Source organism: uncultured Salinicola sp. (assembly GCF_937921195.1).
In the GTDB taxonomy this organism is placed as follows: domain Bacteria; phylum Pseudomonadota; class Gammaproteobacteria; order Pseudomonadales; family Halomonadaceae; genus Salinicola.
Genome location: NZ_CALFQK010000082.1, coordinates 44,418 through 64,726 on the forward strand (window position 1 = coordinate 44,418; position 20,309 = coordinate 64,726).

Sequence of the window (20,309 nt, forward strand, 5' to 3'; positions counted from 1 at the left end):
CGGGGATCAATCGCCCTCGATCAGCCGGATCCCGTCGTCTTCGATGACGATCCGGCGCTGCTTGTAGAGCCGGCCGATGGCCTGCTTGAAGGCGTTCTTGCTGACGCCGAGGCGGGCCTTGATGACGTCCGCCGGGCTCTTGTCACCCAACGCCAGGAAACCGTCGTTGGCGGCCAGCGCGGCCAGCACCTTGTCCCCGACGAGATCCAGACGCGCCTGCCCCGGCGGTAGCAGCGACAGATCCAGCCGGGCGTCGTCACGCACGCGACGCACATAGCCTTCCATGCGATCGCCGCGGCGCAGCGGGCGCGACATGTCGTCCTGGTACAAAAGCCCCCAGAAGCGGCTATTGACCACCGCCTTGGCACCGAGATCGGTCAGGTCGGCGATCACCAGCGAGACCCGATCGCCCGCATTCAGCCCTTCCGATTCATCCTGCAGGAACTTGTCGAGCTTCATGCTGGCCACCGGACGCATGCGGTCGTCGACGTAGATCATCACCAGCACCCGTTTGCCTTCGTCGGGGCGAAAGCGCTGCTCGCCGAACGGCAGCAGCAGATCCTTGGGCCGCCCCCAGTTCAGGAAGGCGCCGATATCATTGACCTTGGTCACGCGCAGGTAGGCGACGTCGCCCACGTTGACCTGTGACTCGGCAGCGGGCGGGGAATCGGCGGAAGCGTCGTCCCGAGGGTGGCGGGGCATGGCGTACTCTGGCTGGCAAGCGGTGGTTGGGATGTCGCCATTATGGCGGGCGCGTCGGCGCGGAGCAAAGACGGGCAGTCGCGGGAGCCGAAGCGGCACACTTGACCACGATCTCCGTCGCCACTCCCCATCCATGGGAAGAAGGTTTACACTTCAGCGCCACACCATGACTTCGACCTTCGTATCAATCCCATCGATAGTCGAATTCACTACGCGTGATTAGCAGACTAAAGAGTTGCCTCCCATAATGTCGTCATCGGTCAAGGCCGAGAGGCCATAAAAAAGACATTATCTGGAGGTAACGCCATGAAAACTCGCATTCTCGCAGCCATCGCAATCGCCGTCGCCCTGCCCACCGTCGCCCAGGCCAACAGCCTCGTGGCAGAGCGTCACTTCGATCAGCAGAGCGAAGCGCTCAGCATCGAGCAGACCGCACAGTATCACGCGCTGCCGACCCGCTATAGCGTCGACACCGTCACTGGTGGTCACAGCGCCGCTGCCGATCAGTCCCTGCAGAACGTCGCCGACTCGACTCAACTGAGCACCGACGTCCACCCGTCTCGCAACGGCCTGATCGGTGAAGGTCAAAGCGATGCCGCAGGCCAGGCACTGCAGAACGCAACGCAAACCGTCAGCAATGACCAAGGCAATGTCGAAGTGAACTTCGCCAGCCTGTGAGTCTCCGCCTTCGGGCATGAAGACAGCGCTAGTCCATCAAGGGAGCCTCCGGCTCCCTTTTTGGTTTTTTGGACTACATAAAACGAAATTTTCAGATGCCAAATCCAACATCATTGGCGTCGATAGTTTATTTCACGGCATTCGATTTTTGTTAGACGGCTAACGGAATCATAATGACATCACAGGTCAAGGCCAAGTGCCAGACACCAAGACAGATGATCATTGGAGGCAACACCATGAAAACTCGCATTCTCGCAGCCATCGCTATCGCCGTCGCGCTACCCGCTGCCGCCCAGGCCAGCGATGCCACCAGCGCCCTCTTCGACGCGCAGCGTGAAACGCTCAACCTCGAGCAGACCGCGCAGTACCAGGCGCTGCCGACTCACTACAGCGTCGACACCGTGATCGGCGGGCACAGTGCCGCGGCCGACCAGTCGCTGCAGAACGTTGCCGACGCCACGCAACTGGCCACCGACATCTCGGCAAGCCGCAACCCGCTGGTCGGTGAAGGGCAGAGTGACGCCGCTGCTCAAGCGCTACAGGGCACCGGACAGTTCGCCCACGACCCACGAGGCAACGGCGAGGTCAGCTTCACCACGCTATAAGCTCGCCCCTCGCAGTACCAACGCAACAGCCGCCGGCCCAGGCCGGCGGCTTGTCGCTCCCCCACGGGATCCCTCATCCTCTTCACCTTGCCTCTTAGCTCTTGCCCCTCATTATCCATTCCTTTGCCCCTGCCCGTCGTGACGCCGCCCGCCGCGGACGTTTTATGGGCGGTCATGATCCCTGTGGAGGCGAAGATGATTTGAACTCATCCACCCAACATACGTCATACAAAATAGCTTTGGCCTTGCAAAAAATGTCAAGGAAATCGGACACAAAAAATGCTCTCTCTTGCCGATGAAATTTGGCTAATCTGAATGTAAGCAAATATTAACGAATCGAAACACAGCTTGAATGACTCATGACCAGCATGGAGGATCCGGTTCAATGAGCAAAAGGACAAGGTCCATCAGTCATCGTTTAAGACAGGACTTCGTCCTTCGGGTAATCCTACTTCTGGGCGCCTGCGAGACACTGACCCTGCTACCGTTCAGCCTTTATCGATTCATTCAAGGCAGCTTCGACAAGGCGCTTTTCGATGGCGTCACCCTCCTCCTGATCCTCTGTATCGTCGGCTACTCCTGGTGGGCCGATGACAGCCGGCGAGGTGGCCTCATCCTGGCAGTGACCAGCACCGTTTTCGCCAGCATCACCACCAATGTGCTCGGTATCGTGGGTGTATTCTGGTTTTTCCCCATGATGCTGACGAATTTCTTTCTGACGGATGCCAAGCGCGCCCTCATGATCAATATCGTCATGTGCCTCGTGATGATTCCGATACTTATGCAGTTTTCGCCGCCCGAAAGCCTCTTCTCCTTTATCGCTTCCAGCATCACGGCAAATAGCTGTGCCTATCTCTACGCCAGAAGAAGCGACTTGCAGCAAAAATCCCTGGAGCGACTCGCCACCCATGACGCCCTGACCGGAGCCCGCAACCGCCGGTCGCTCGAGGACTCGCTGGCACTCGCCCGGGGCCGGCTGCTGAACGAGGGTCGCCCCAGCTCTCTCATACTCCTGGACCTGGACAATTTCAAAGGCATAAACGACCGGTTCGGACACACCCATGGCGATGAGGTGCTGGCGAAATGCGCCAATCTCATCCGCCGGAGCGTGAGGTTCGACGACTGCCTGTTCCGTTTCGGCGGTGAGGAATTCGTGCTGCTGCTGGCGGATGTCGAAGAGATCGATGCCGCGGACGTGGCGGAGGATCTACGGGGGATTATCGCCAGCCAGCTTGGCGATTCTTCCTGTCCGATCACCACGTCTCTGGGTGTCACCGGGCTGCACCCTTCGGACGACGTCAAGCGATGGCTGAAAAGAGCCGACGATGCGCTCTACGAGGCGAAAAATGGTGGCCGAAACCGCGTCGTTCTCAAACCCTCTAGAGAAGAGAACAATAATTAATCGGTCTCTAATCAGGTTAATACTATATAAGCGAAACCCAAAGAGACGGAGTAAAATCGAGACGATTTCGGCCAGCAATAATAGCCAAAATCTTTTGATCACTTGTTTGCCATCAGTAAATTACAATCGCTTACCCACGATGCTTCTTGTTATTATTTACCCTCATGGTCTGATTTTTGCCCAGCTTCGGCTGGGCTTTTTTAATGCCTCATTTCCCTCGCTATTGTCTTTCTCGAAGCATCCATTAAATCAATGAATACGGTGCGTTATGGTGTCATCGATGTGCCGGGCCTTGCCTGACGAGCATCGGTCTGTTCGACGGGATCTTCCGCGCCAGGCAGGTCTCCGACGGATGACGTGCCGCCGTCGGCCGCCAGGGGCGTCGCGGGACCGGCATTCGCCAGCAACCAGGCGGCAGTGAAGGCACCCTCGCTTGCCGCGGCCATTCTCAATGCATGGCAGGTTTCACCGGTGTACTCCGTGCGGGGTAGCCGCTCCCGGCGCAGCCACTTGCAGACAGCCGACGGCGAGACCCCGCAGACCCGGGCACAGCGTGATACGCCACCGAGTTGCTCCACCGCAAGACGGATCGCACTCATGACACCCCCTTGTACCTGTACTTCGAGTACATGATTATCAGGTACTGAAAGTACATTCAACCGGTGGGAACATTGAACCCATGGTTCACACCGGTAACCGGGATGAGTTCAGCTCCCGACTTCACAAGGCGCTCCGTCGCGCAGGCAAGGACGGCTATGGGATGGGCGCGCGCCTGGCCCGGGCCATGCGTGTCACGCCCAAGGCCGCCAGCAAGTGGCTCAACGGCGAAGCGCGCCCGGGCCATGACAGGAAAGTGGCGCTGGCCCGCTGGCTCGGTATCCGCGAAGAGTGGCTGGACTACGGCCGGGGGGAGATGCTGAGAGACGATGCTCCGACGCCCGCCGACGACGCCCGGCATATCGGCGAACCCTCCCCCATCCGCTCGCAGCAGCCTTCCGAAAGGTCCGCCGAGGCGCTGCGCCAGATCGAGCAGGCCGTACTGTCCGGCGACATGGATGAAGCGGATCTGCTGCTGCTCGAGCAGATCGCCAGACGCCTCTCCAGTCGCGAGCACCAGCGACATCGCAGCGAGGACGCCAGGGCGGACTACCGTACGACGACGGACGCCACGCGCCCATCCGACAGCGAGAATTGAACCCGCAGATAGCGGTGCCCCTCATCAGGTTTCGTATCCGGTGCGAAGTTTGTACTCGAGGCACCTTTTATGTACATTTGGTACACAAGTTATCTGCAGCGTTCACGTATCGAGGATGAAATGCGTCGCTCCAGTCCCGAAGGCCCGCCTCTACCGGAAAACGGTGATAGCACCCTGTGTCGCCACACCACGGCCCTGCAGCGGTTCTACTACGCCAGTCATCAGATCGCCATCGCCTACGATGTGCATATCTGCGAAGCGGGCGTGCCCGACGTGGAAACCAGCTACGGCGCCTGCCCCCGCCACGAGGGCGAGCGATTGGCGGCCTATCACCCCTCGTTCCATGTGCCTGGCAAGAACCACACCGTGGTCATCACCGATTGCCGGTTCGGCGAGGAGAACCTTGCCAGGGCCTGGATGGCCGATCGCATACGACAGCTCATCCTCAGCCGGCGCGGCCAGCGGCTGCCACCGGCCAGATACCGCCGACGCTGCTAGGCACTGTCTGAAAGGTCGGCGAGCGTCGCTCGGGCCTTCACGGCCACGCCCCTCGTGGGAAGCGGGAGGAGCGACGAAGCGGGAGGATCGACGCTGAACGCGACCGTCGTTCAGCCTTCAACCACCCGGTCGCTTCATCGCCAGCAGCCCCAGGCTGAAGACCAGCATCAGGCTGCCACTGGCACGGTTGAACCACTGCATGGCAGTTCCGCTGCGCAGGTACTTGCCGATCCTGCTGCCCAGGACGGCATAGATCGCGATCGCCAACACTTCCATTGCCAGAAACAGCGCCCCCAGGATCGTGAAGCTCAGGGCATAGTGATCGGGTGCGACGAACTGCGGAAGAAAGGCCGTGAAAATCAGGATCGCCTTGGGATTGCCGGCGGCGACCAGGAACTCCTGCCTCACCAGATGCCAGATGGAACGGGGCGCGGCATCCTCGAATGCCACGGCTCGTGGCTTGCCGAACAGCAGCTTCAGCCCCAGCCACGCCAGGTAGGCCGCCCCCACCCATTTGACCACGACGAAGAACCACATCGAGGTCGTCAACAGCGTGCCGAGCCCGATACCGGCGATCGCGATCATGGGAATGAAGGCAGCGATTCGCCCAAGCGAAGCGATCACCGCCTTGAGCGGCCCCACGTGGGCGGCGTTGGTCGTCGCCAGCAGGTTGTTCGGCCCGAAGACCATGTTCAAGGCAAAACAGGCCGGCAAGAACACCGGCAGGAAATCCCAATTCATGTTGCCCTCCTTGTTGACGGACTTTCGAGGCCTGCGCGGTACCGTCGTCGCCTCCACGCGGCCGGACAGTCGGCCGACAGGCATCGGGCGCGGCGGGTGGAACTGCCGATTGGTCGATCGCCTTGGATGGTGTTGTTTGGAACAGAGGCATTATCTGGCACGAACGAACCACTAGACTCTTCTTGTCATCGGGACATCCATCACACCGACCACAAGGAGTGCCGTCATGGCCGACCATACGCTTCAGAATAAAGTCGTGCTGATTGCCGGGGGTGCCAAGAACCTGGGAGGCCTGCTGGCCCGCGACCTGGCTCGCAACGGCGCCCAGGCAGTCGCGATCCACTATAACAGCGACGCCACCCGCAGTGCTGCCGAGGAAACGGCTCGCGAGGTGAAGGCCCTGGGCGCCGAGGCTGAGCTGTTCCAGGGCGATCTGACTCACCCCGCCAACGTCACCCGGCTGTTCGACGAGGCCAAGACACGCTTCGGCAGGCTGGACATCGCCGTCAATACCGTCGGCATGGTGCTGAAAAAGCCGATGCTGGAGATCAGCGAGGCCGAGTACGATCGCATGTTCGACATCAACGCCAAGAGCGCCTTCTTCTTCCTCAAGGAAGCCGGTCGCACGCTCGACGACCATGGCAAGATCGTGACCCTGGTGACGTCCCTGCTGGGCGCGTTCACGCCCTTCTATTCCACCTATGCCGGCGCCAAGGCTCCCGTGGAGCACTTCACCCGAGCCGCCGCGCAGGAGTTCGGCGAACGCGGCATTTCCGTCACCGCCGTCGGCCCGGGCCCGATGGACACGCCGTTCTTCTATGGCCAGGAGGGCGAGGACGCCGTGGCATACCACAAATCCGCCGCCGCCCTGTCGGCGTTCAGCAAGACGGGACTGACCGACATCGAGGACGTGGTACCGTTGATTCGTCATCTGGTCACCGAAGGCTGGTGGATGACGGGCCAGACGATCCTCACCAACGGTGGCTACACCACCAAGTAGTCTGGCGGACAAGCGTCAAAGGCTGGCGATACGAGGCGGAAGGAGAACGGCAGTGGCGGAACGCAACCACCCCCCGATACGCCGGGGCGGCGGCAGGGAAGCACCGGGGCGCTGCGTCGGGCTGCCGCTCGACCGGATCTACGCGATCGCGACTCTCCTGCTAGCCCCCGTTCCGCGCGCCAACCTGTTCACGTTCGCTGGATCGCAGAGCTTGCCGTGCCTCCCCGTCCCGGGGCTGGCCTCGGCAAGGGTATGGCCGCGAACATCCCGCCGGGAGGTGATCGCATGGTGACGCCTCCCGATGACCGCTCATCGCGGCACGCGGGCGGCTACCGCGCCGACAGAATCGACCGCTTGCGAGCGTTCGTCACGGTCGCCGAACTGGGCAGCTTCACACGTGCCGCGCACAAGCTGGAGTGGCCACGAGCCTCGATCTCGCTGGCGATCCAGCGCCTGGAGAAAGCGGTTGGCACGCGCCTGCTGAATCGCAGTACCCGGCAGGTTCACCTGACCCACGACGGTGAACGGCTGCTCGACCGGGCCCGCCACCTGATCGAGGAGAACGACCGTCTGGAGAGCCTGTTCCTGCCGCCCCATCTCGAATTGTTCGGGCGTCTCACCGTCGACGTTCCCAGCCGAGTCGGTCGTCGCCTACTGACGCCGGCACTCCCCGGCTGGTTGGCCCAGCACGCCAACCTCCAGTTGGAGTTGCGAGCGACCGACCGCCCGGTGGATCTGATCGCCGAAGGCATCGATTGCGCCGTTCGCTTCGGCCCTCTGCAAGACAGCGCACTGGTGGTCCAGCGGCTTGGACAGGTGAACGTCGTCAACTGTGCCAGTCGTGAATATCTCGCACGCCATGGCGTACCCCAGACGCTCGATCAACTCCTGACGCAGGCCCATTGTCTGGTCGGCTACGCCGCCAGCGAAACGGCCACCAGTGACGCCAGCACGTTCGACTACCATAGCGAGGGAGCCTCGCAGCACCTCGAACTGCCCTGCCAGGTACGAGTCAACAGCGCCGAGAACTACATCGCCTGCTGCGAGGCGGGGCTGGGGATCATCCAGGTCCCCCGCTACGACGTCCTGGACCAGCTCCGGGACGGCACGCTGGTCGAGCTATTGCCGACGTTCACCGCCGAGCCACTCGACGTCTCGATACTCTATCCCCACCGCCAGAACCGGACGCCGCGGGTCGACGCCTTCGTCACCTGGTTCCGCGAGCTGATGTGCCCCTATCTCGAGCCGGACGACGGCGGAGCTTGCAACCGCCCCCAGTGAAGCGGTGTGGAATATCGGACTGCGCCTCTTCGTGACGTTGATCGGCCGAGGCGGCGCAATCGCCCGCTCAAAAGGGCGGTGTCGCTGGACGTGGATCGAGGCTGTGGATGGTCTCGTTCCCAAACGAAATGATCAGGTTGAAAACCCAGCAGGATTCGATAATGATATCTATCCAACTGTTTTAGTTATAAATTATCCAAGTTAGATGATCTAGATATACCACTCGATATACCTATCAGCTTCAAAAGCTGTCTATATGGTTGCGCATCGCACGACCAAGTAGCTACGGCTCCACGCCGCTAAGCCAGCTCGCCTGAGGGCACTGTGTGCTCCAGAATGATCGCCCATGGCGATTTTCAATCGCTGCCAAGGGAATCGATCCATGCCAATTCAAGTGAGAGAAGCGAGAGAGACAGACATTGGGGAGATCTTCGCCATTCGCACCAGCGTGGCGGAGAACCACCTTTCACTCGAGCAGCTCGCCGAACTGGGCATCACACCCGAGGCCATTGCCGCAGAGATCGCCCAGGGCCCTTGTGTGTGGGTTGCAGAAATTGATGAAGCACCCGTGGGCTTTTCGATGGTTCGCGACGAGACCGGGTACGTGTTTGGACTGTTCGTCCGCACCGACCATGAAGGGCTAGGTGTGGGCCGCTTGCTCCTTGAGAGAGCCGAGCGCCACCTATTCGCCAAATTCGACGAGATTTGGCTGGAAACCGAGATTGGCAGTCGAGCCTATGCATTTTACGAGCGTGCCGGCTGGCTTCCCGTTGAGAAGGGGGATCGTGGCTTGATGAAATTCGTCAAAGTACGATCCGTGGCGAGTGACATGTGAGTGCCAAATGCGGACATTGACGGCCCCCGACGGTGCCGCAGCACAAGGCTTCTTGCTCTACTATGAATGGGGCTCTACCAGAGCCTCATCTGAATTGCTTCGCGGCGGCATCCAAAGTGTTGGCGGGATAGGCAAGCGATAGTGCCTACAGGCCGTCAAGAAAAGTGGAACCAGTCCTCGCTTCATCGCTGTCATTTCAAAAATTGCCCCACACTCCTCGGTTGCTAGGTTCAAGGCATCTGCAATCTCCGCATTTCCACGTGCAGGCGACAGGCCAGTCACGCAAATCCCATGGTAGGTATCACCACGCCAGACTTTCTGGTCTGTTTCCTCATCGGGGAACCATGCCTGATGAGTGCAGTCGGGTATTTTTTGCGAAATTCGACTGGAGAATTCTTCAATCAAATCTTGTTCGGCACCACACTGAAGCCACACGAACAGGTAGGGGTATAGGACACTGCCAACACAGGCCTCGTCACGGTATTCCTGCTCACTACTCGCAGGGTGAGCAAGCAGATCATTGTAATCGCGAAAACACGTTGGGTAGCTGGCATTGGTTAGAAGCGCGAACGATGTGTTCTCAGCCATGGCATGACACCATGGCATAAATCGCCTGACTGACGATGTCTGTTGAGCAAGATACATGACCAAGGCTGCCTCGATCATGTGATCGTCCTTAAACGGAGATCCCAAAGTCGGGTTGTTGTTGAGCAGGGCCACCAACATATTGAGCATCTTCTTTGTCTGATCGTTCAGGCTGCGAGCGAACTCGGGGTTCGCCTTCGATAGAGCCTTTCCGAACAAATCCGTCCAGATTGCACGGGCGGCCGCACGCCCGAGCAGGTCGAACATCGCAAGATTGGAATCGACCGCTTCTCGCGACTTTACCGAAACCGTTAGCGCATGAAGCGTCTCGGCGTGAGGATACAGTACTTTCTCGAAATACAGCTCGGACATGATCAAATAGAGCCGAACGTATTGATCCAAAATTGCTAATAGAGCGGCTTGATGCTTAGTGGGCTTCGGCTTGACTGGTTGTTCTCGCATTGCATCCCAGCAAAACAGCAAGCCCAATTCAGATATCCGATAAACGACATCGAGACTCTTTGCTTCAACTGCCCAGGCGCAAATAGCGTGGAGGCAAATATACGCCTGTCTTAGCCTCAATAGTCGCTCTTTGTCTTTCATCTCCTCTAACGGGAGAACGATAGCAACAAAACTTCTGGTATACTCGTAGCAAGCCTCTGGTTCGTTCACCATTGCGAGGGCTTTCTGGAAATGCCTGCGCGCCGCTTCGTCCAGCAACTCCCGAGCCAACAAAGATTTTTCCATAAATCCAGCTAACCGGTCTCCATTCCACAACTCAAAACCAATTTTCTCGCTTGCATAAGTCGCTGTGAGGCCGGCCCAGTTCCCTTCAACCGTTTCCTTTAATTCCCCCCCCATGCACAGGCAAATTTTGATCGGCAAATCTTGATGCTCTTTGGCAATCTTTGAGCGAATGTACACCTCTAGAATTTCTCGAAGTTCAGGGCCTACTGATTGTGGCCCCGCATCCCAATCATTGCGCCCAACATCTCCTGCCTTGACACAGAGCAAATATAGATATTTCTGCTCATCGTCTGGCAGCTGACCGACAGCGGATATATCAACTCCATCTTGGCGGGTTCCGATCATTGGGGTTTTTAGAACCTGCAACCCCATCGCGGAAAGCAGGTTTGGCAATAACGCTTGGTCAAGGTCACCTCGTTCCTTGAGGGATGCTAGATATTCTTTGAGTATCAGTTTCATTTTTCTTTTCTCTGCTCAACCCTACAAACCAAGAGCAACCGATTAAACCCAACCGGGTCAACTACGGCCAAACGAGGGAATTCAACGCTATAGGAGTGTTCGTTCAGGGGGGTGATACTTGGGAACCTTTTGCCATCAGCACCCGTGATCATACTAAAGCTCTTACGACCGTAGAGCATCGTCGAAGTAGGAAACATATCGACAAAGATAGACATTTTGCGCGCTTGCTTTTGAATATCCGTGTTCCTCTGGTTATCTTTGATCGCCGCCGCTCGTCTCGCTTCATTTGAGGGTTCAAGCTCGCTAAGGTCCTGCGCCTTTTCCAGCCCAGCAATATATGCTGAGTGGTGCGCTATCAGCTCTTGAGCCGCCTTAGCCACAGTTGGGGAAGCACTAGACGCTTGTTGCTCAAGATACGGCTTAAGCTCACTAGAGTAGCTAAGGAGCAGCGGTTCCCAAAGGAGATCTTCAATCACAGGGACAGCATCTGGATGCCCATGTTCGACTAGACTAAGCAGAATTGACGCTGCCGTGATCTCATGCAACCAAAGAAAGCCAATACATTTTCGGGCTAGAAAAACTTGATCTACCGCTTCTGGAGGTAAGTCTTGCGGCAGGAGAGATAGCACTGCTCCCTTATCTCCGCCGCTGACCATTTCGGCCAAGAAGCTGCACAAGGAGAAGTCGCCAGAATTAAGCCAGCGCACGAAAAGGTATGAAGTGTTTGCAGTGTCTTCCCAAACCCATTCGCAAAAGCTATGAAACTGCTTGCTCTTTGCTGGCTGCTCGAAGTGCGGAACCATGGCCTCTATGAACGCGACCACCTCCTTAAATGACCAGCGTTCATCTTTCCAAGTTAATGCGTTATTTATCCAGTGGCTTGCTATCTCGAAGCTGGAGGATATGCTTTGTGATCTACTCAATACTGCACTGATAGTTTTCTCTGTGGATGCATTCTTGTAGTAGAAAAGCATCGCGCACAGACGCACCAAGTCCTCATCTGTCGGCTGGGCGATAATGGACTTTATCGCTTCGTCTTGCCGATATTTTTCCTTGGCCGCATCATTGTCCCAAATGCGAAAAACGGCCTCAATAGCAGCATTTCGCGCATCACCAGAGGACGGGCTTTGAATTTCCGAAAGGCAAGCATCTATACCAGTTTGGTCGTCCTGTGATGTCATGTTCTTGAGCCTTACTAAGGCGCGAAATCCTATAGATCGGAATTCCGCTCTACTGTCCTCTAAGAAATCTACCAAGTATCCAAATTCATTGAGACCTTGTAAGGCAAACACACAGGAACGTTGGCAATCCTCTTGGCCGTCTTTTGCGCCTGTAATTATTTTTTTTGCTTGAGAAGGATGTTTTTCGCACCAACGAACGAATGACACAAACGGAGTGTTAGAAGCCCCATCGTTACCTGCTCTCTCGACCAGACACTCAGCAAACTGCTGTACAGCAGGGTAATCATCCACCACGTGCTCAATTGCGTCAGACAACGCGCCGAACACCATCCAAAAGTCGTTGTGCTCAAGCTGTCGTATGGCCGCAAGGTTGACGTCCGAGAACAGAGCGATCTCACCCGAGTTGTTCAAATCAGCCAAGAAACCGCCAAGGTGCCGTTTTCTGTTTTTGTACTCAAAGTCGAGAATGGTTGGGATAAGGCGTCCGGCGGCATCCCCATCGATAATCAACTGAGCTAAATCACTTTTTTCTGTCACGCTGCCGGCCTCGTTCACTAATGCATTCTTTACACAACCAAACTGCGCAGACCAGTCGTTGGAAACTACTGCCTCTCAACAAGGTGCAAGTAATTTTCACACAGACTGTCGCGACTTTTTACCTACGGCGAACGGCAGCTATCCGCCCTCCACGTCGATGATTCGACATATGCCGCATCCTGCATGACGGCCCGCTTTGGGTCGGCCTGCGCCACTACAACGTAGCGACTTTGGCGTCGACGGGGGCGATTGGCTAAGGCTGCAATCAGGCTTTTTTCATGACGACGACATCCGTGGTTCCTGAAGGCAAGCTCGAATAGCCAGCGTAACCAGGATATCCCGGATAGCCAGGGTATCCTGGATAACCGGGATATCCGGGGTAGCCACGATACGGCCGTCCGATAATCTTGTACAGGCGATTACCGGGATGAATAGTCCCTAGATAGTCACCATCCACGGTAACAACATCGTTATCGTCCCATGGAAGCCATCCAACCCACTCAGCGTCCGAATCGTAGACATTCTTCCCAATTCGAAACGCAATCCACTCCCCGCTTGAATTAAATAAGTACTGAACCGACATGTCATCTCCGTTTTAAAATTTGTGAAGTGCCTCAACAATCATATTTGTCTTTGATATATTGGTGGTAAAAGCCGCCAACTGATCGAGCAGATACAAACTCACAAAATAACTCTTCGGGAACACTACAATACGTGTAAACGGGATTGCTATCTTCGAAATCGATATACATTCGGTTTGTATCTGTATCGTAGCCAATTTTTCTAATAGCTGAAGACCTTACGTTTACCCACTCAGTCATATTGACTCCTTGTTATTGGCAACTGTCAACAGGGATAAATGCGCCGACAGCATTTGCCGGCAGGACGTTTTGGGTCGCATTCAGCAGGAAGTTGCCAGCCTCCCTTTAATCACCCGGTTTGTGTTTATGAGGTTTAAGCGATTTCGTATTTCCAGGAGTGCTTTTGTTATCGTGTTGACGCCTATCTGGCTTTCCGGTTGATTTAGCAGTTCTTTTCGGCCCTGGTTTAATTCCCATGACTTTCTCCTTTACTGTGAATATGGTTCGTATTGCAAGAATGCGGCTACTCCCAGACCTTGCAGCCCGATGCCCAACTTGCCATCTCCGCTCTGGATCGGAACCTATCAGCCTTCTCAAGCCCTATTGGGAATACCTTTGGTATCAATCTGCCACATTCCGTTGCAGTTCTCTATCCAAGCCCCCCCCACCTTTCGTCGCGTAGGCTGCAAAATGCATCATTCCGCATCATTTTCTCGCACCCTAAATCGCGCCGCGAGCCCAGCGCTGGCGCGGCCTAGCACCCTCTGCAACGCTGCATCAAAACCGGCACATTTAGCGCGCAGGCGGGGCGGGGAGTCGACAGCGCGCCGGCGCTGGCGGCGTAAATCGCACCGAGCCAAGCTCCTGTAGTGGCCACAGCCACTTGGACCGTTACCATGTGGTAACACATTGGCTTACTCTGGCTTCCTCAGGAATGCGCCTTTTGTCTATCTGTTGCCTAAGCCAATATCGCTGATTTGTGGCTATCGCGCCCGAACTCGAGCCGGGGAAGGGGAGAGCCAGGTGGCTCGATAAGGTTGAGACGAATCAAGGCTCGCAAGCTAAGCTCGAACGGGTCATCAGGTATGACGCCCGTCCCTCTTAGATGCCATCACGCTCCACACGAGGACTCGAAACGATGGATTTTGCCGTATGGCTGACGTACCTCGGTGTTATCACCGCTCTTATCCTGTTTCCGGGCCCTGTCGCTTTGCTTTGCATGAACCACGGGTTGCGTCACGGCCGGCGACACGCCTTGGCGACGGTGGTGGGGGGAGCACTGGCATCGCTTGCCTTGATGGCGCTGTCGTCTCTGGGCCTGGGGGCGATTCTCGCGACATCGGAAACCGCCTTCGTCGTGTTGAAAGCGGTAGGTGCGGTCTACCTTGTCTATCTCGGCATCCAGGCGTGGCGTGCGCCCGCCGAGCCAATGGCATCGCCCGAAGCCAATATGGACGTTACGAACGGCATTCGCTCCAGGCGGCGGCTATTCAGCAAGGGCTTTACTGTAGGGATCAGCAATCCCAAGGATCTGTTGTTCTTCGGCGCGCTCTTTCCCAACTTCATCGACCTGGGGCAGCCGCAGTGGTCACAGTTCGTGATCCTCGCGCTGCGTGGCTCGCGGTCGATCTAGCGACGATGACCGCCTACGCCTCGGTAGGCTCGACGGTCAGGCGCTGGTTTGGCACGCCACGCCGCGTGCGCCTGTTCAACCGCACCACCGGTGGGCTTTTCATGGCAGCGGGTGGCGCCCTGGCCACTTCACACCGTTAAGCCTTCACGGAGATCAGGAATTTCATGGAATCGACAGCCCTGCACCGTCCAATCGCGGTCTTCGATGCCGGAATCGGCAGCTATGCCATCGTGGCGGAGATACAGCGGCGCTTACCCCGACAGGATGTGATCTACTTCGCGGATCGTGCCAGTTTTCCCTACGGGAGCAAGGCGCCCGACGAGCTGGCCCGGGTCATGGAGCGGACGTTGCGCTTTCTGGAGAGTTTCGACCCCTCGGCCATCGTCATCGCTTCCAACGCGCCATCGATCACCGTACTCGAATCGGTGCGCCCCCTGACGCGCTTGCCGGTCTTCGGTGTATTTCCACCCCTGGAGGCGGCGCTGGCAAGCTCGGTCAATCACGCGGTGGGCATCATGGGCGTCGAGTCGCTGGTCGAAAGCGAGATGCTGGAGAGCTTTGTAGCGTCTCATGAGCTCGCTGGTGCCAGTGTCGAGCTAATCAACGCCTCAAGCATGGTGGAGCTGGTCGAAAGCGGGGCGTTTCTGTTCGACCCGCAAGGCACACAGGCGAGCGTCGACGACTTCGTGGAGACCCTCTTTCGGCGGAAACCCGATATCGACGTGCTGACGCTATCGAGCACGCACCTGCCATGGCTGAAGGCATTTTTCGAGCGTGCGCGCCCTCAATGCCGGTTTCTGGACCCCGCCGAGAGTGTGGTGGCGAATCTTGGCTCCGGAACTGTGGGTACGGGGAGGATCAGGACACTGGTCACGGAGGACGCGCGTTATTCGGTCAGCGATTTCCGGCGCATGCTGGATCGACTGGGCGTCGATCTCACGCTCGAGGTCGTCGAGGCGCCGCGGTGATGGACTGCCTCATCGATGGCATTCGCTTTCCCCATTCGCTCGCCAGGGGGCGAATGATCGACCGCACGATTGAGCAATTCTGCGCCGCCTCACAGTCGATAACATTTCTCATCTCCCCAATGCGTTATTACACACGTGATTTTTTAGTGGGAACAGTGGGAACACCGGGAACAAGGCTCAACCATGCGGGTTGCAGAGTGGGTACGTCGTTCCCAGTTTTGGGAACAGTGGGAACAGAATCACCCTCTCTCAGGGGTAAATGACACCCGTATCCATTGTTGTACCCACTTGTTCCCGTTTACACACTCCATACTGGGAACAAGGGAACCGCTCAACCATGCGGGTTGTAGCGCGGTGTTCCCACTGTTCCCGGTGTTCCCACTCTTTTTCAGGTTCCTGTGAGAAATAGCCTGACTGTTCCTGATTTCCCTCCTCCAACGTGTCGAATGTCACCAATCATAGGATTAGGCAAACTCCCTCTCTCCTGGCGAGCGAAGGGGCTTCGGGGTTGGGGCGCCGCGTTGGATCTCTCCACGCTGTCGGGCGATGCCTTCCTCACCACGAAAAAGCCCCGCGGTGGGCGGGGCTGTTGTCTGGTGTGTCTATCGAAGCGCGGGGCGTCGTCAGTGTGCCGGCAGCTCGAGCAGGGCCTGGAGTTCCTTGAGGCGGCGCGTGCGAGCGAGGCTACCGCCGTAAACGTTACGGCCGTCCTCGCATCCCAGCGGCGCGATGTCGGCCAGGGCTTCCGGCTGGGCGGCGTCGAGCTGGCCCGGGCGCAAACGCCACACCATCTCACCAATGGCGGCGTACTGGCGTTTGCGGATCTCGTGATCGAGGTGCTGAGTCTCCTGGTTGTTCAACTGGTGTTTGATGGTCGCGCCGGGCTCGGCACTGGCGTCCACCTGGTAGTGGTGCGCCATGTATACCGCATTGTTGCAAAGGTCGGTCTCGATTCGGCCAAACAGCGCCGGCAGCGCGGCATAGAACGCCGCGGCTGGCTCGCTCTGGCACAACGCCTCGGCGGCGGTCAGTAGCGTCTGCTGGGTCATGACTTCGCTGGCCTCTCGGCGAGCCCGCTGGAACTGCTCCCGGGCGACCTGCGTATGCAAGCGCAACCATTCCACCTGGGGCGCCAGCAGCTCGATCATGGCGTCGGTCTGCTCGACCTCGAGACGCCATTCGCGTTCGGCTTTCTGCTGTTCGCGGATCGTCTTGTCCTGTTTGCCGAAGCCCTCCAGAAATCCCTTGCGCCAGCTTTCGCCGGACTGCCGGGATTGATGCTCGGCAGCGTTGCGGGTCTTGCGCAGTCGTTCGAGTTCCTGGGCGGCGGGCGCCAGGCGCTCGCGTTGGGCGAGGTAGTCGGCACGGGCCTGCTCCAGTCGAGCACTCGCTTTCTCGGGCGTCAGCGCGTTGATGGCCGAGGTCTGCGGCAGGTAGTCGAGGCGCTGGCCTTGCAGGCGCGTTTCGGTCGTCGTCATGGCGGCAGTCTCTCCGGTCGGTTGGCTGCGGGTTTGGGTGTCCTGACTGTTCTCGGTCGGGGTGGTCATGCGCTGGGCTCTCCTTGGGGTGCGGGGCATCGCCCTGGCCGGGGGTGGCCAGCCAGGGTCAGGGGGCTCGATTCGGGGAAACATTCGCTCGCCAGGAGAGGAAGGGATGGGCTCGAGACGTCACCGATACCGGTGACGATTCCCGATGTCCCAGTGTCCCAATATTCCTCTGCCTGATTTCGAAAATCGGCGGCAACACGGCAACGCAGGCAAAAACGTTTAAAATCAATTGCTTGATCGTGGCAACCTGTAGCCACTGTTTTTGAAAAGGCAACAGGGTGGGAGCCATAGATAGGGATACAAGGAGATGTGTTGCCGTTGTTGCCACCTCTCTGTTCTATAGGCAACGGCTGTAACCCCCGTGGTTGCTGGGCGTTGCCGGTGTTGCCGGTGTTGCCACCGAAACTAGGTTCACGTGAAAAATGCCCTGTCATGCTGTCGCCTCCCGTTCGGTGTCGAGACGGTCGGGATCGACCACGAAGAAACGCGCCGATCCACCCCCTGGCAGGCGATAGTTTTTCTGGCGGCGGCCGCTGTCGGTCTTGGCCAACGCGCCGTAGGTTTCCAGGGTGCGCAGGATGCGCTCGCGGCCGTAACCGCTGGCCGCTTCGGTGAGTGACGCCCGGTTGAGCAGATACAAGCGCTTGCCATTCTCGACTTCGTAATACCCGGCGCGCTGGCGCACGTTGGCGTTGGGTAGCGTGGCGGCGATGTCGGAGAAGCGGCTATCGCCGTGCAGGGCCAGGAAATCGCCCAACGCAGTGAGAATCTGGCGATCCTCGGCGTTCCCATCGCCCACGCTGGCCAGCCACTCCAGGAACAGGTGACGGCACGCCCGGGCGGCGCTGGTGGCCGGCCACGGCAGTAGCCCGTACTCGATGGCCAGCTCGCCGGCGAGACCGATCACGGCGAAGCGATCCGCGACGCGGCCCGCCTGGGGGCTGACGGCATCGAAGTGCTGGCGAATCTCGGTGAAACGGCGGTGGAAGTGGTCCGGGTCGGTTTCCTGCACCAGCCGTTCGACGAATGCCGGCCCCACATGACCGAAGTGCTGCGAGGCCGCCGTGGTCAGCTTGCGGTGAAACAGCGCGCCGCTCATGCCGTGAACGTCATCGAAGGCGCGATAGGTGCGGGTGCCGGCGTTGACGTCGACCATGCGCAGCTCGGCGCCGGCGTGGGCGCTGTTCCCTGAGATCGCGGCGTGTTCGGACAGCGAGCGCTCCCCGCTGGACAGCGCCAGCACACGCCAATAGAGCTTGGGGCGTCCTTCCCGCTCCCGGGTCATGGTGCCCTTGCCGGTCCCGTTGGCGATGGCGTAGGCCATCTCCTGGACGCGCTTGGGATCGGCGCGCTTGATCTCGTCGAGAATCAGTACCGTGTCGTTGCGTGACGATGCCTCGATCTCGATGCCGCCCTTGGAGAGATCCCAGGACGCCGCAAAGATGCCGGGATTGCCCCACACCGACGCGGCCAGAGACTGCGCCAGCGATTTACCGCTCGAGGAGTCGCCCACCAGGTGAACGCCGCCGCCGTTGACGCCGACACGGGACAACACCGGGCCGGCCAGCGCACAGCACACCGACAGGATCAGCACCGGATTGCCCTCGCAGTAGTGGGCGAGTTCTTCCTGCCAGCTTTGCAGCGAGCCGCGCTCGGTGAACAGGTGCGCCGCCTTGCCACTGTCCTGAAATCGCACGTCGGCCTTGCCGATGATGCGATTAGGCAGCACGAACGCGCCGCTGGCGTCGTGCCAGCCCGGCCGGGTGGTGGTGGCCAGGATGCGGCCCAAGCCGTGATGGCTGGCGATGTAGGCCGGCACGTGGCGGCGCTGGTGGTACTCGATCTCGAGGCCCTGGCGCATCAGCGCCTTCAACACTTCCTCGCCCTTGCCGGCCAGCGCTTCCATCGGCATGACATGCTCGATGACCTGGCTCCGGTGACGGAATCGCAGCAGGCGGCCGATGCTGCCGTCATCGCTGTTGACCGTCTCGGCGTCGACATGGAGCGGGGCGCAGATCCAGACGTCGTAAGGCTGGCCCCCGTCATCGTTGTTGGTGTGCTTGATGCCGTGATACCAGGTGCCGGCCCGGAAGATCCGGCCATCGACACTGGTGGGGCCTTCATACACCGCGAACGAGGGTCGCTCGAGACGTTCCAGGTTGGGCGCGGCCGGCTCGCCGACCACGGTCAGGTGGGGCTGTGACTCACTCATGATCACCTCCCGTCATGCCAGCGCTGCCAGCCTGTCGCTGATCTTCCCGGGACGCTTCATCGAGTCGAGCCCGATGCCAGCGATACAGGTCGTTGAAGTCGGTCAGATCGTCAGGGCAGCCTTCCGGCCACTTGGGATAGAGCACCATGGCGCCCACGGCCAGGGCGGCATCGTTGGCCGCCTGCCGCCCCGGGTTGCCGGCGGTCTGGCGGTCGTCGTCGCCGGCGATGACGAGATCCAGCGAGCGATTCAGGGCGGCGCGCATGGTTTCGGCGACAGCGCGCAGGTTGCCGGCGTTCATGGCGCACGCCACCGGATCGCCGGTGAGGCGATAGAGCGTGGCGCCGGTGGCCCAGCCCTCGCAGATGAACAGCCGGCCGCCGGCGACGGGCTCGCCCACCAGCGAGTAGGCGCCCTGGACCTGGCCGCCCTTGAGGAAGCGCTTTTTGCCGTTGGGCAGGATCCATTGCACGTTGACCAGTTCACCCTGAGCGTAGAGCGGCACCAGCAGCCAGCCACGCCGGCACTGACGCAGGCCATAGGCCGGCACGCCCCGGCTCATGAGATAGGGATGGGTGGCACTGGCCGGTTTGGCGGCGTCCCACACCGTACGGGCCCGGGTCGCCGCTTCCTGGCGAGCGAGGGCCTTGTCGGCGGCGATACTCTCCAGCCGTTGGCGGTGGGCCGCTTCCGTCGCATCCGATACGCTCAATCCGGGCGGATAGTCGACGGCGAGAGACGCGATGGGAGCCGCACCCCAGCGGAACACGCCCAGCCCCAGGCGCCGATCGATCGCCATGGCGGCGTCGACCTGCCGGCAGCTAAACAGGTAGCTGTAGAGCGAGACCAGATCGCCGCCGTGGGCGTTACGGTCGGCAAAGTCGTTCCACTTGCCGGTGACGAGCGAGACGCCGAACGAGCC

General features: G+C 59.1%; 21 protein-coding genes. 11 read left to right on the forward strand and 10 right to left on the reverse strand.

What is annotated here, in order from left to right:
• Window positions 1–6: 6 nt before the first annotated feature.
• On the reverse strand, window positions 7–702 hold the full coding sequence (locus Q0602_RS07230; RefSeq protein WP_298840908.1) for a S1-like domain-containing RNA-binding protein: 696 nt from the start codon (window positions 700–702) through the stop codon (window positions 7–9).
• 306 nt (window positions 703–1,008) lie between these two features.
• Between Q0602_RS07230 and Q0602_RS07235 the strand changes: the two genes are divergently transcribed.
• The 3 genes from Q0602_RS07235 (at window position 1,009) to Q0602_RS07245 (ending at window position 3,387) form a co-directional block, all read left to right on the forward strand.
• Window positions 1,009–1,380 carry a hypothetical protein gene (locus Q0602_RS07235; RefSeq protein ID WP_295036979.1) on the forward strand — a complete coding sequence of 124 codons (372 nt, stop codon included), beginning with the start codon at window positions 1,009–1,011 and terminating at the stop codon, window positions 1,378–1,380.
• A gap of 236 nt (window positions 1,381–1,616) precedes the next feature.
• Complete coding sequence (locus tag Q0602_RS07240) at window positions 1,617–1,985, forward strand: hypothetical protein (RefSeq protein WP_298840912.1); 369 nt, start codon at window positions 1,617–1,619, stop codon at window positions 1,983–1,985.
• 385 nt (window positions 1,986–2,370) lie between these two features.
• Complete coding sequence (locus tag Q0602_RS07245; protein ID WP_298840915.1) at window positions 2,371–3,387, forward strand: GGDEF domain-containing protein; 1,017 nt, start codon at window positions 2,371–2,373, stop codon at window positions 3,385–3,387.
• Window positions 3,388–3,653: 266 nt separating this feature from the next.
• Here the strand turns inward: Q0602_RS07245 and Q0602_RS07250 are convergent, their stop codons facing one another.
• The gene (locus Q0602_RS07250; protein ID WP_298840918.1) at window positions 3,654–3,986 is read right to left on the reverse strand and encodes a YdaS family helix-turn-helix protein; all 333 of its coding nucleotides are present in this window, start codon (window positions 3,984–3,986) and stop codon (window positions 3,654–3,656) included.
• 80 nt (window positions 3,987–4,066) lie between these two features.
• Between Q0602_RS07250 and Q0602_RS07255 the strand changes: the two genes are divergently transcribed.
• Both Q0602_RS07255 and Q0602_RS07260 read left to right on the forward strand, forming a co-directional pair.
• A complete protein-coding gene (locus Q0602_RS07255; RefSeq protein ID WP_298840921.1) occupies window positions 4,067–4,582 on the forward strand; it encodes a hypothetical protein in 516 nt (171 codons plus the stop codon).
• Window positions 4,583–4,702: 120 nt separating this feature from the next.
• Window positions 4,703–5,080: a hypothetical protein gene (locus tag Q0602_RS07260; RefSeq protein ID WP_298840924.1), complete on the forward strand. Its 378-nt coding sequence runs from the start codon at window positions 4,703–4,705 to the stop codon at window positions 5,078–5,080.
• A gap of 117 nt (window positions 5,081–5,197) precedes the next feature.
• Here the strand turns inward: Q0602_RS07260 and Q0602_RS07265 are convergent, their stop codons facing one another.
• Window positions 5,198–5,821: a LysE family translocator gene (locus tag Q0602_RS07265; RefSeq protein WP_298840927.1), complete on the reverse strand. Its 624-nt coding sequence runs from the start codon at window positions 5,819–5,821 to the stop codon at window positions 5,198–5,200.
• Window positions 5,822–6,047: 226 nt separating this feature from the next.
• On the opposite strand from Q0602_RS07265, the gene Q0602_RS07270 reads away from it, so the two are divergent.
• The 3 genes from Q0602_RS07270 (at window position 6,048) to Q0602_RS07280 (ending at window position 8,937) form a co-directional block, all read left to right on the forward strand.
• Complete coding sequence (locus Q0602_RS07270; RefSeq protein WP_298840930.1) at window positions 6,048–6,821, forward strand: SDR family oxidoreductase; 774 nt, start codon at window positions 6,048–6,050, stop codon at window positions 6,819–6,821.
• A gap of 285 nt (window positions 6,822–7,106) precedes the next feature.
• Window positions 7,107–8,102 carry a LysR family transcriptional regulator gene (locus Q0602_RS07275; RefSeq protein ID WP_298840932.1) on the forward strand — a complete coding sequence of 332 codons (996 nt, stop codon included), beginning with the start codon at window positions 7,107–7,109 and terminating at the stop codon, window positions 8,100–8,102.
• A gap of 382 nt (window positions 8,103–8,484) precedes the next feature.
• Window positions 8,485–8,937 (forward strand): GNAT family N-acetyltransferase, encoded by a 453-nt coding sequence (locus tag Q0602_RS07280; RefSeq protein ID WP_298840935.1) that lies wholly within the window; start codon window positions 8,485–8,487, stop codon window positions 8,935–8,937.
• 60 nt (window positions 8,938–8,997) lie between these two features.
• On the opposite strand, the gene Q0602_RS07285 is transcribed toward Q0602_RS07280, so the two are convergent.
• From Q0602_RS07285 to Q0602_RS07300, 4 genes are all read right to left on the reverse strand, one after another.
• Entirely contained in the window at window positions 8,998–10,728 is a 1,731-nt protein-coding gene (locus Q0602_RS07285; RefSeq protein ID WP_298840938.1) for a hypothetical protein, read from the reverse strand.
• Window positions 10,725–12,446 (reverse strand): hypothetical protein, encoded by a 1,722-nt coding sequence (locus tag Q0602_RS07290; RefSeq protein ID WP_298840941.1) that lies wholly within the window; start codon window positions 12,444–12,446, stop codon window positions 10,725–10,727. The genes Q0602_RS07285 and Q0602_RS07290 overlap by 4 nt, the downstream gene beginning before the upstream one ends.
• A gap of 265 nt (window positions 12,447–12,711) precedes the next feature.
• Window positions 12,712–13,029: a 4-fold beta flower protein gene (locus Q0602_RS07295; RefSeq protein WP_298840944.1), complete on the reverse strand. Its 318-nt coding sequence runs from the start codon at window positions 13,027–13,029 to the stop codon at window positions 12,712–12,714.
• 31 nt (window positions 13,030–13,060) lie between these two features.
• The gene (locus Q0602_RS07300; protein WP_298840947.1) at window positions 13,061–13,267 is read right to left on the reverse strand and encodes a KTSC domain-containing protein; all 207 of its coding nucleotides are present in this window, start codon (window positions 13,265–13,267) and stop codon (window positions 13,061–13,063) included.
• 898 nt (window positions 13,268–14,165) lie between these two features.
• Here Q0602_RS07300 and Q0602_RS07305 point away from each other — a divergent pair.
• The 3 genes from Q0602_RS07305 to Q0602_RS07315 are packed head-to-tail and all read left to right on the forward strand — an operon-like array spanning window position 14,166 to window position 15,628.
• Window positions 14,166–14,660: a LysE family transporter gene (locus tag Q0602_RS07305; RefSeq protein ID WP_298840950.1), complete on the forward strand. Its 495-nt coding sequence runs from the start codon at window positions 14,166–14,168 to the stop codon at window positions 14,658–14,660.
• Window positions 14,661–14,665: 5 nt separating this feature from the next.
• Window positions 14,666–14,800: a hypothetical protein gene (locus Q0602_RS07310; RefSeq protein ID WP_298840953.1), complete on the forward strand. Its 135-nt coding sequence runs from the start codon at window positions 14,666–14,668 to the stop codon at window positions 14,798–14,800.
• A 24-nt stretch (window positions 14,801–14,824) separates the two neighbouring features.
• Window positions 14,825–15,628 carry a glutamate racemase gene (locus Q0602_RS07315; RefSeq protein WP_298840956.1) on the forward strand — a complete coding sequence of 268 codons (804 nt, stop codon included), beginning with the start codon at window positions 14,825–14,827 and terminating at the stop codon, window positions 15,626–15,628.
• Window positions 15,629–16,251: 623 nt separating this feature from the next.
• On the opposite strand, the gene Q0602_RS07320 is transcribed toward Q0602_RS07315, so the two are convergent.
• The 3 genes from Q0602_RS07320 to Q0602_RS07330 all read right to left on the reverse strand — a co-directional run.
• Window positions 16,252–17,175 (reverse strand): hypothetical protein, encoded by a 924-nt coding sequence (locus Q0602_RS07320; protein WP_298840959.1) that lies wholly within the window; start codon window positions 17,173–17,175, stop codon window positions 16,252–16,254.
• Window positions 17,176–17,605: 430 nt separating this feature from the next.
• Entirely contained in the window at window positions 17,606–19,387 is a 1,782-nt protein-coding gene (locus Q0602_RS07325; protein WP_298840962.1) for a DUF927 domain-containing protein, read from the reverse strand.
• The coding region (locus Q0602_RS07330) for a toprim domain-containing protein (protein WP_298840965.1) at window positions 19,380–20,309 on the reverse strand (930 nt) is incomplete at its 5' end. The genes Q0602_RS07330 and Q0602_RS07325, both read right to left, overlap by 8 nt.

Excerpts from the sequence above, each read along its gene's own strand:
- Q0602_RS07230 (WP_298840908.1), bottom strand. The coding sequence starts at position 702 with ATGCCCCGCCACCCTCGGGACGACGCTTCCGCCGATTCCCCGCCCGCT.
- Q0602_RS07235 (WP_295036979.1), top strand. The coding sequence starts at position 1,009 with ATGAAAACTCGCATTCTCGCAGCCATCGCAATCGCCGTCGCCCTGCCC.
- Q0602_RS07240 (WP_298840912.1), top strand. The coding sequence starts at position 1,617 with ATGAAAACTCGCATTCTCGCAGCCATCGCTATCGCCGTCGCGCTACCC.
- Q0602_RS07245 (WP_298840915.1), top strand. The coding sequence starts at position 2,371 with ATGAGCAAAAGGACAAGGTCCATCAGTCATCGTTTAAGACAGGACTTC.
- Q0602_RS07250 (WP_298840918.1), bottom strand. The coding sequence starts at position 3,986 with ATGAGTGCGATCCGTCTTGCGGTGGAGCAACTCGGTGGCGTATCACGC.
- Q0602_RS07255 (WP_298840921.1), top strand. The coding sequence starts at position 4,067 with ATGGTTCACACCGGTAACCGGGATGAGTTCAGCTCCCGACTTCACAAG.
- Q0602_RS07260 (WP_298840924.1), top strand. The coding sequence starts at position 4,703 with ATGCGTCGCTCCAGTCCCGAAGGCCCGCCTCTACCGGAAAACGGTGAT.
- Q0602_RS07265 (WP_298840927.1), bottom strand. The coding sequence starts at position 5,821 with ATGAATTGGGATTTCCTGCCGGTGTTCTTGCCGGCCTGTTTTGCCTTG.
- Q0602_RS07270 (WP_298840930.1), top strand. The coding sequence starts at position 6,048 with ATGGCCGACCATACGCTTCAGAATAAAGTCGTGCTGATTGCCGGGGGT.
- Q0602_RS07275 (WP_298840932.1), top strand. The coding sequence starts at position 7,107 with ATGGTGACGCCTCCCGATGACCGCTCATCGCGGCACGCGGGCGGCTAC.
- Q0602_RS07280 (WP_298840935.1), top strand. The coding sequence starts at position 8,485 with ATGCCAATTCAAGTGAGAGAAGCGAGAGAGACAGACATTGGGGAGATC.
- Q0602_RS07285 (WP_298840938.1), bottom strand. The coding sequence starts at position 10,728 with ATGAAACTGATACTCAAAGAATATCTAGCATCCCTCAAGGAACGAGGT.
- Q0602_RS07295 (WP_298840944.1), bottom strand. The coding sequence starts at position 13,029 with ATGTCGGTTCAGTACTTATTTAATTCAAGCGGGGAGTGGATTGCGTTT.
- Q0602_RS07300 (WP_298840947.1), bottom strand. The coding sequence starts at position 13,267 with ATGACTGAGTGGGTAAACGTAAGGTCTTCAGCTATTAGAAAAATTGGC.
- Q0602_RS07305 (WP_298840950.1), top strand. The coding sequence starts at position 14,166 with ATGGATTTTGCCGTATGGCTGACGTACCTCGGTGTTATCACCGCTCTT.
- Q0602_RS07310 (WP_298840953.1), top strand. The coding sequence starts at position 14,666 with ATGACCGCCTACGCCTCGGTAGGCTCGACGGTCAGGCGCTGGTTTGGC.
- Q0602_RS07315 (WP_298840956.1), top strand. The coding sequence starts at position 14,825 with ATGGAATCGACAGCCCTGCACCGTCCAATCGCGGTCTTCGATGCCGGA.
- Q0602_RS07320 (WP_298840959.1), bottom strand. The coding sequence starts at position 17,175 with ATGACCACCCCGACCGAGAACAGTCAGGACACCCAAACCCGCAGCCAA.
- Q0602_RS07325 (WP_298840962.1), bottom strand. The coding sequence starts at position 19,387 with ATGAGTGAGTCACAGCCCCACCTGACCGTGGTCGGCGAGCCGGCCGCG.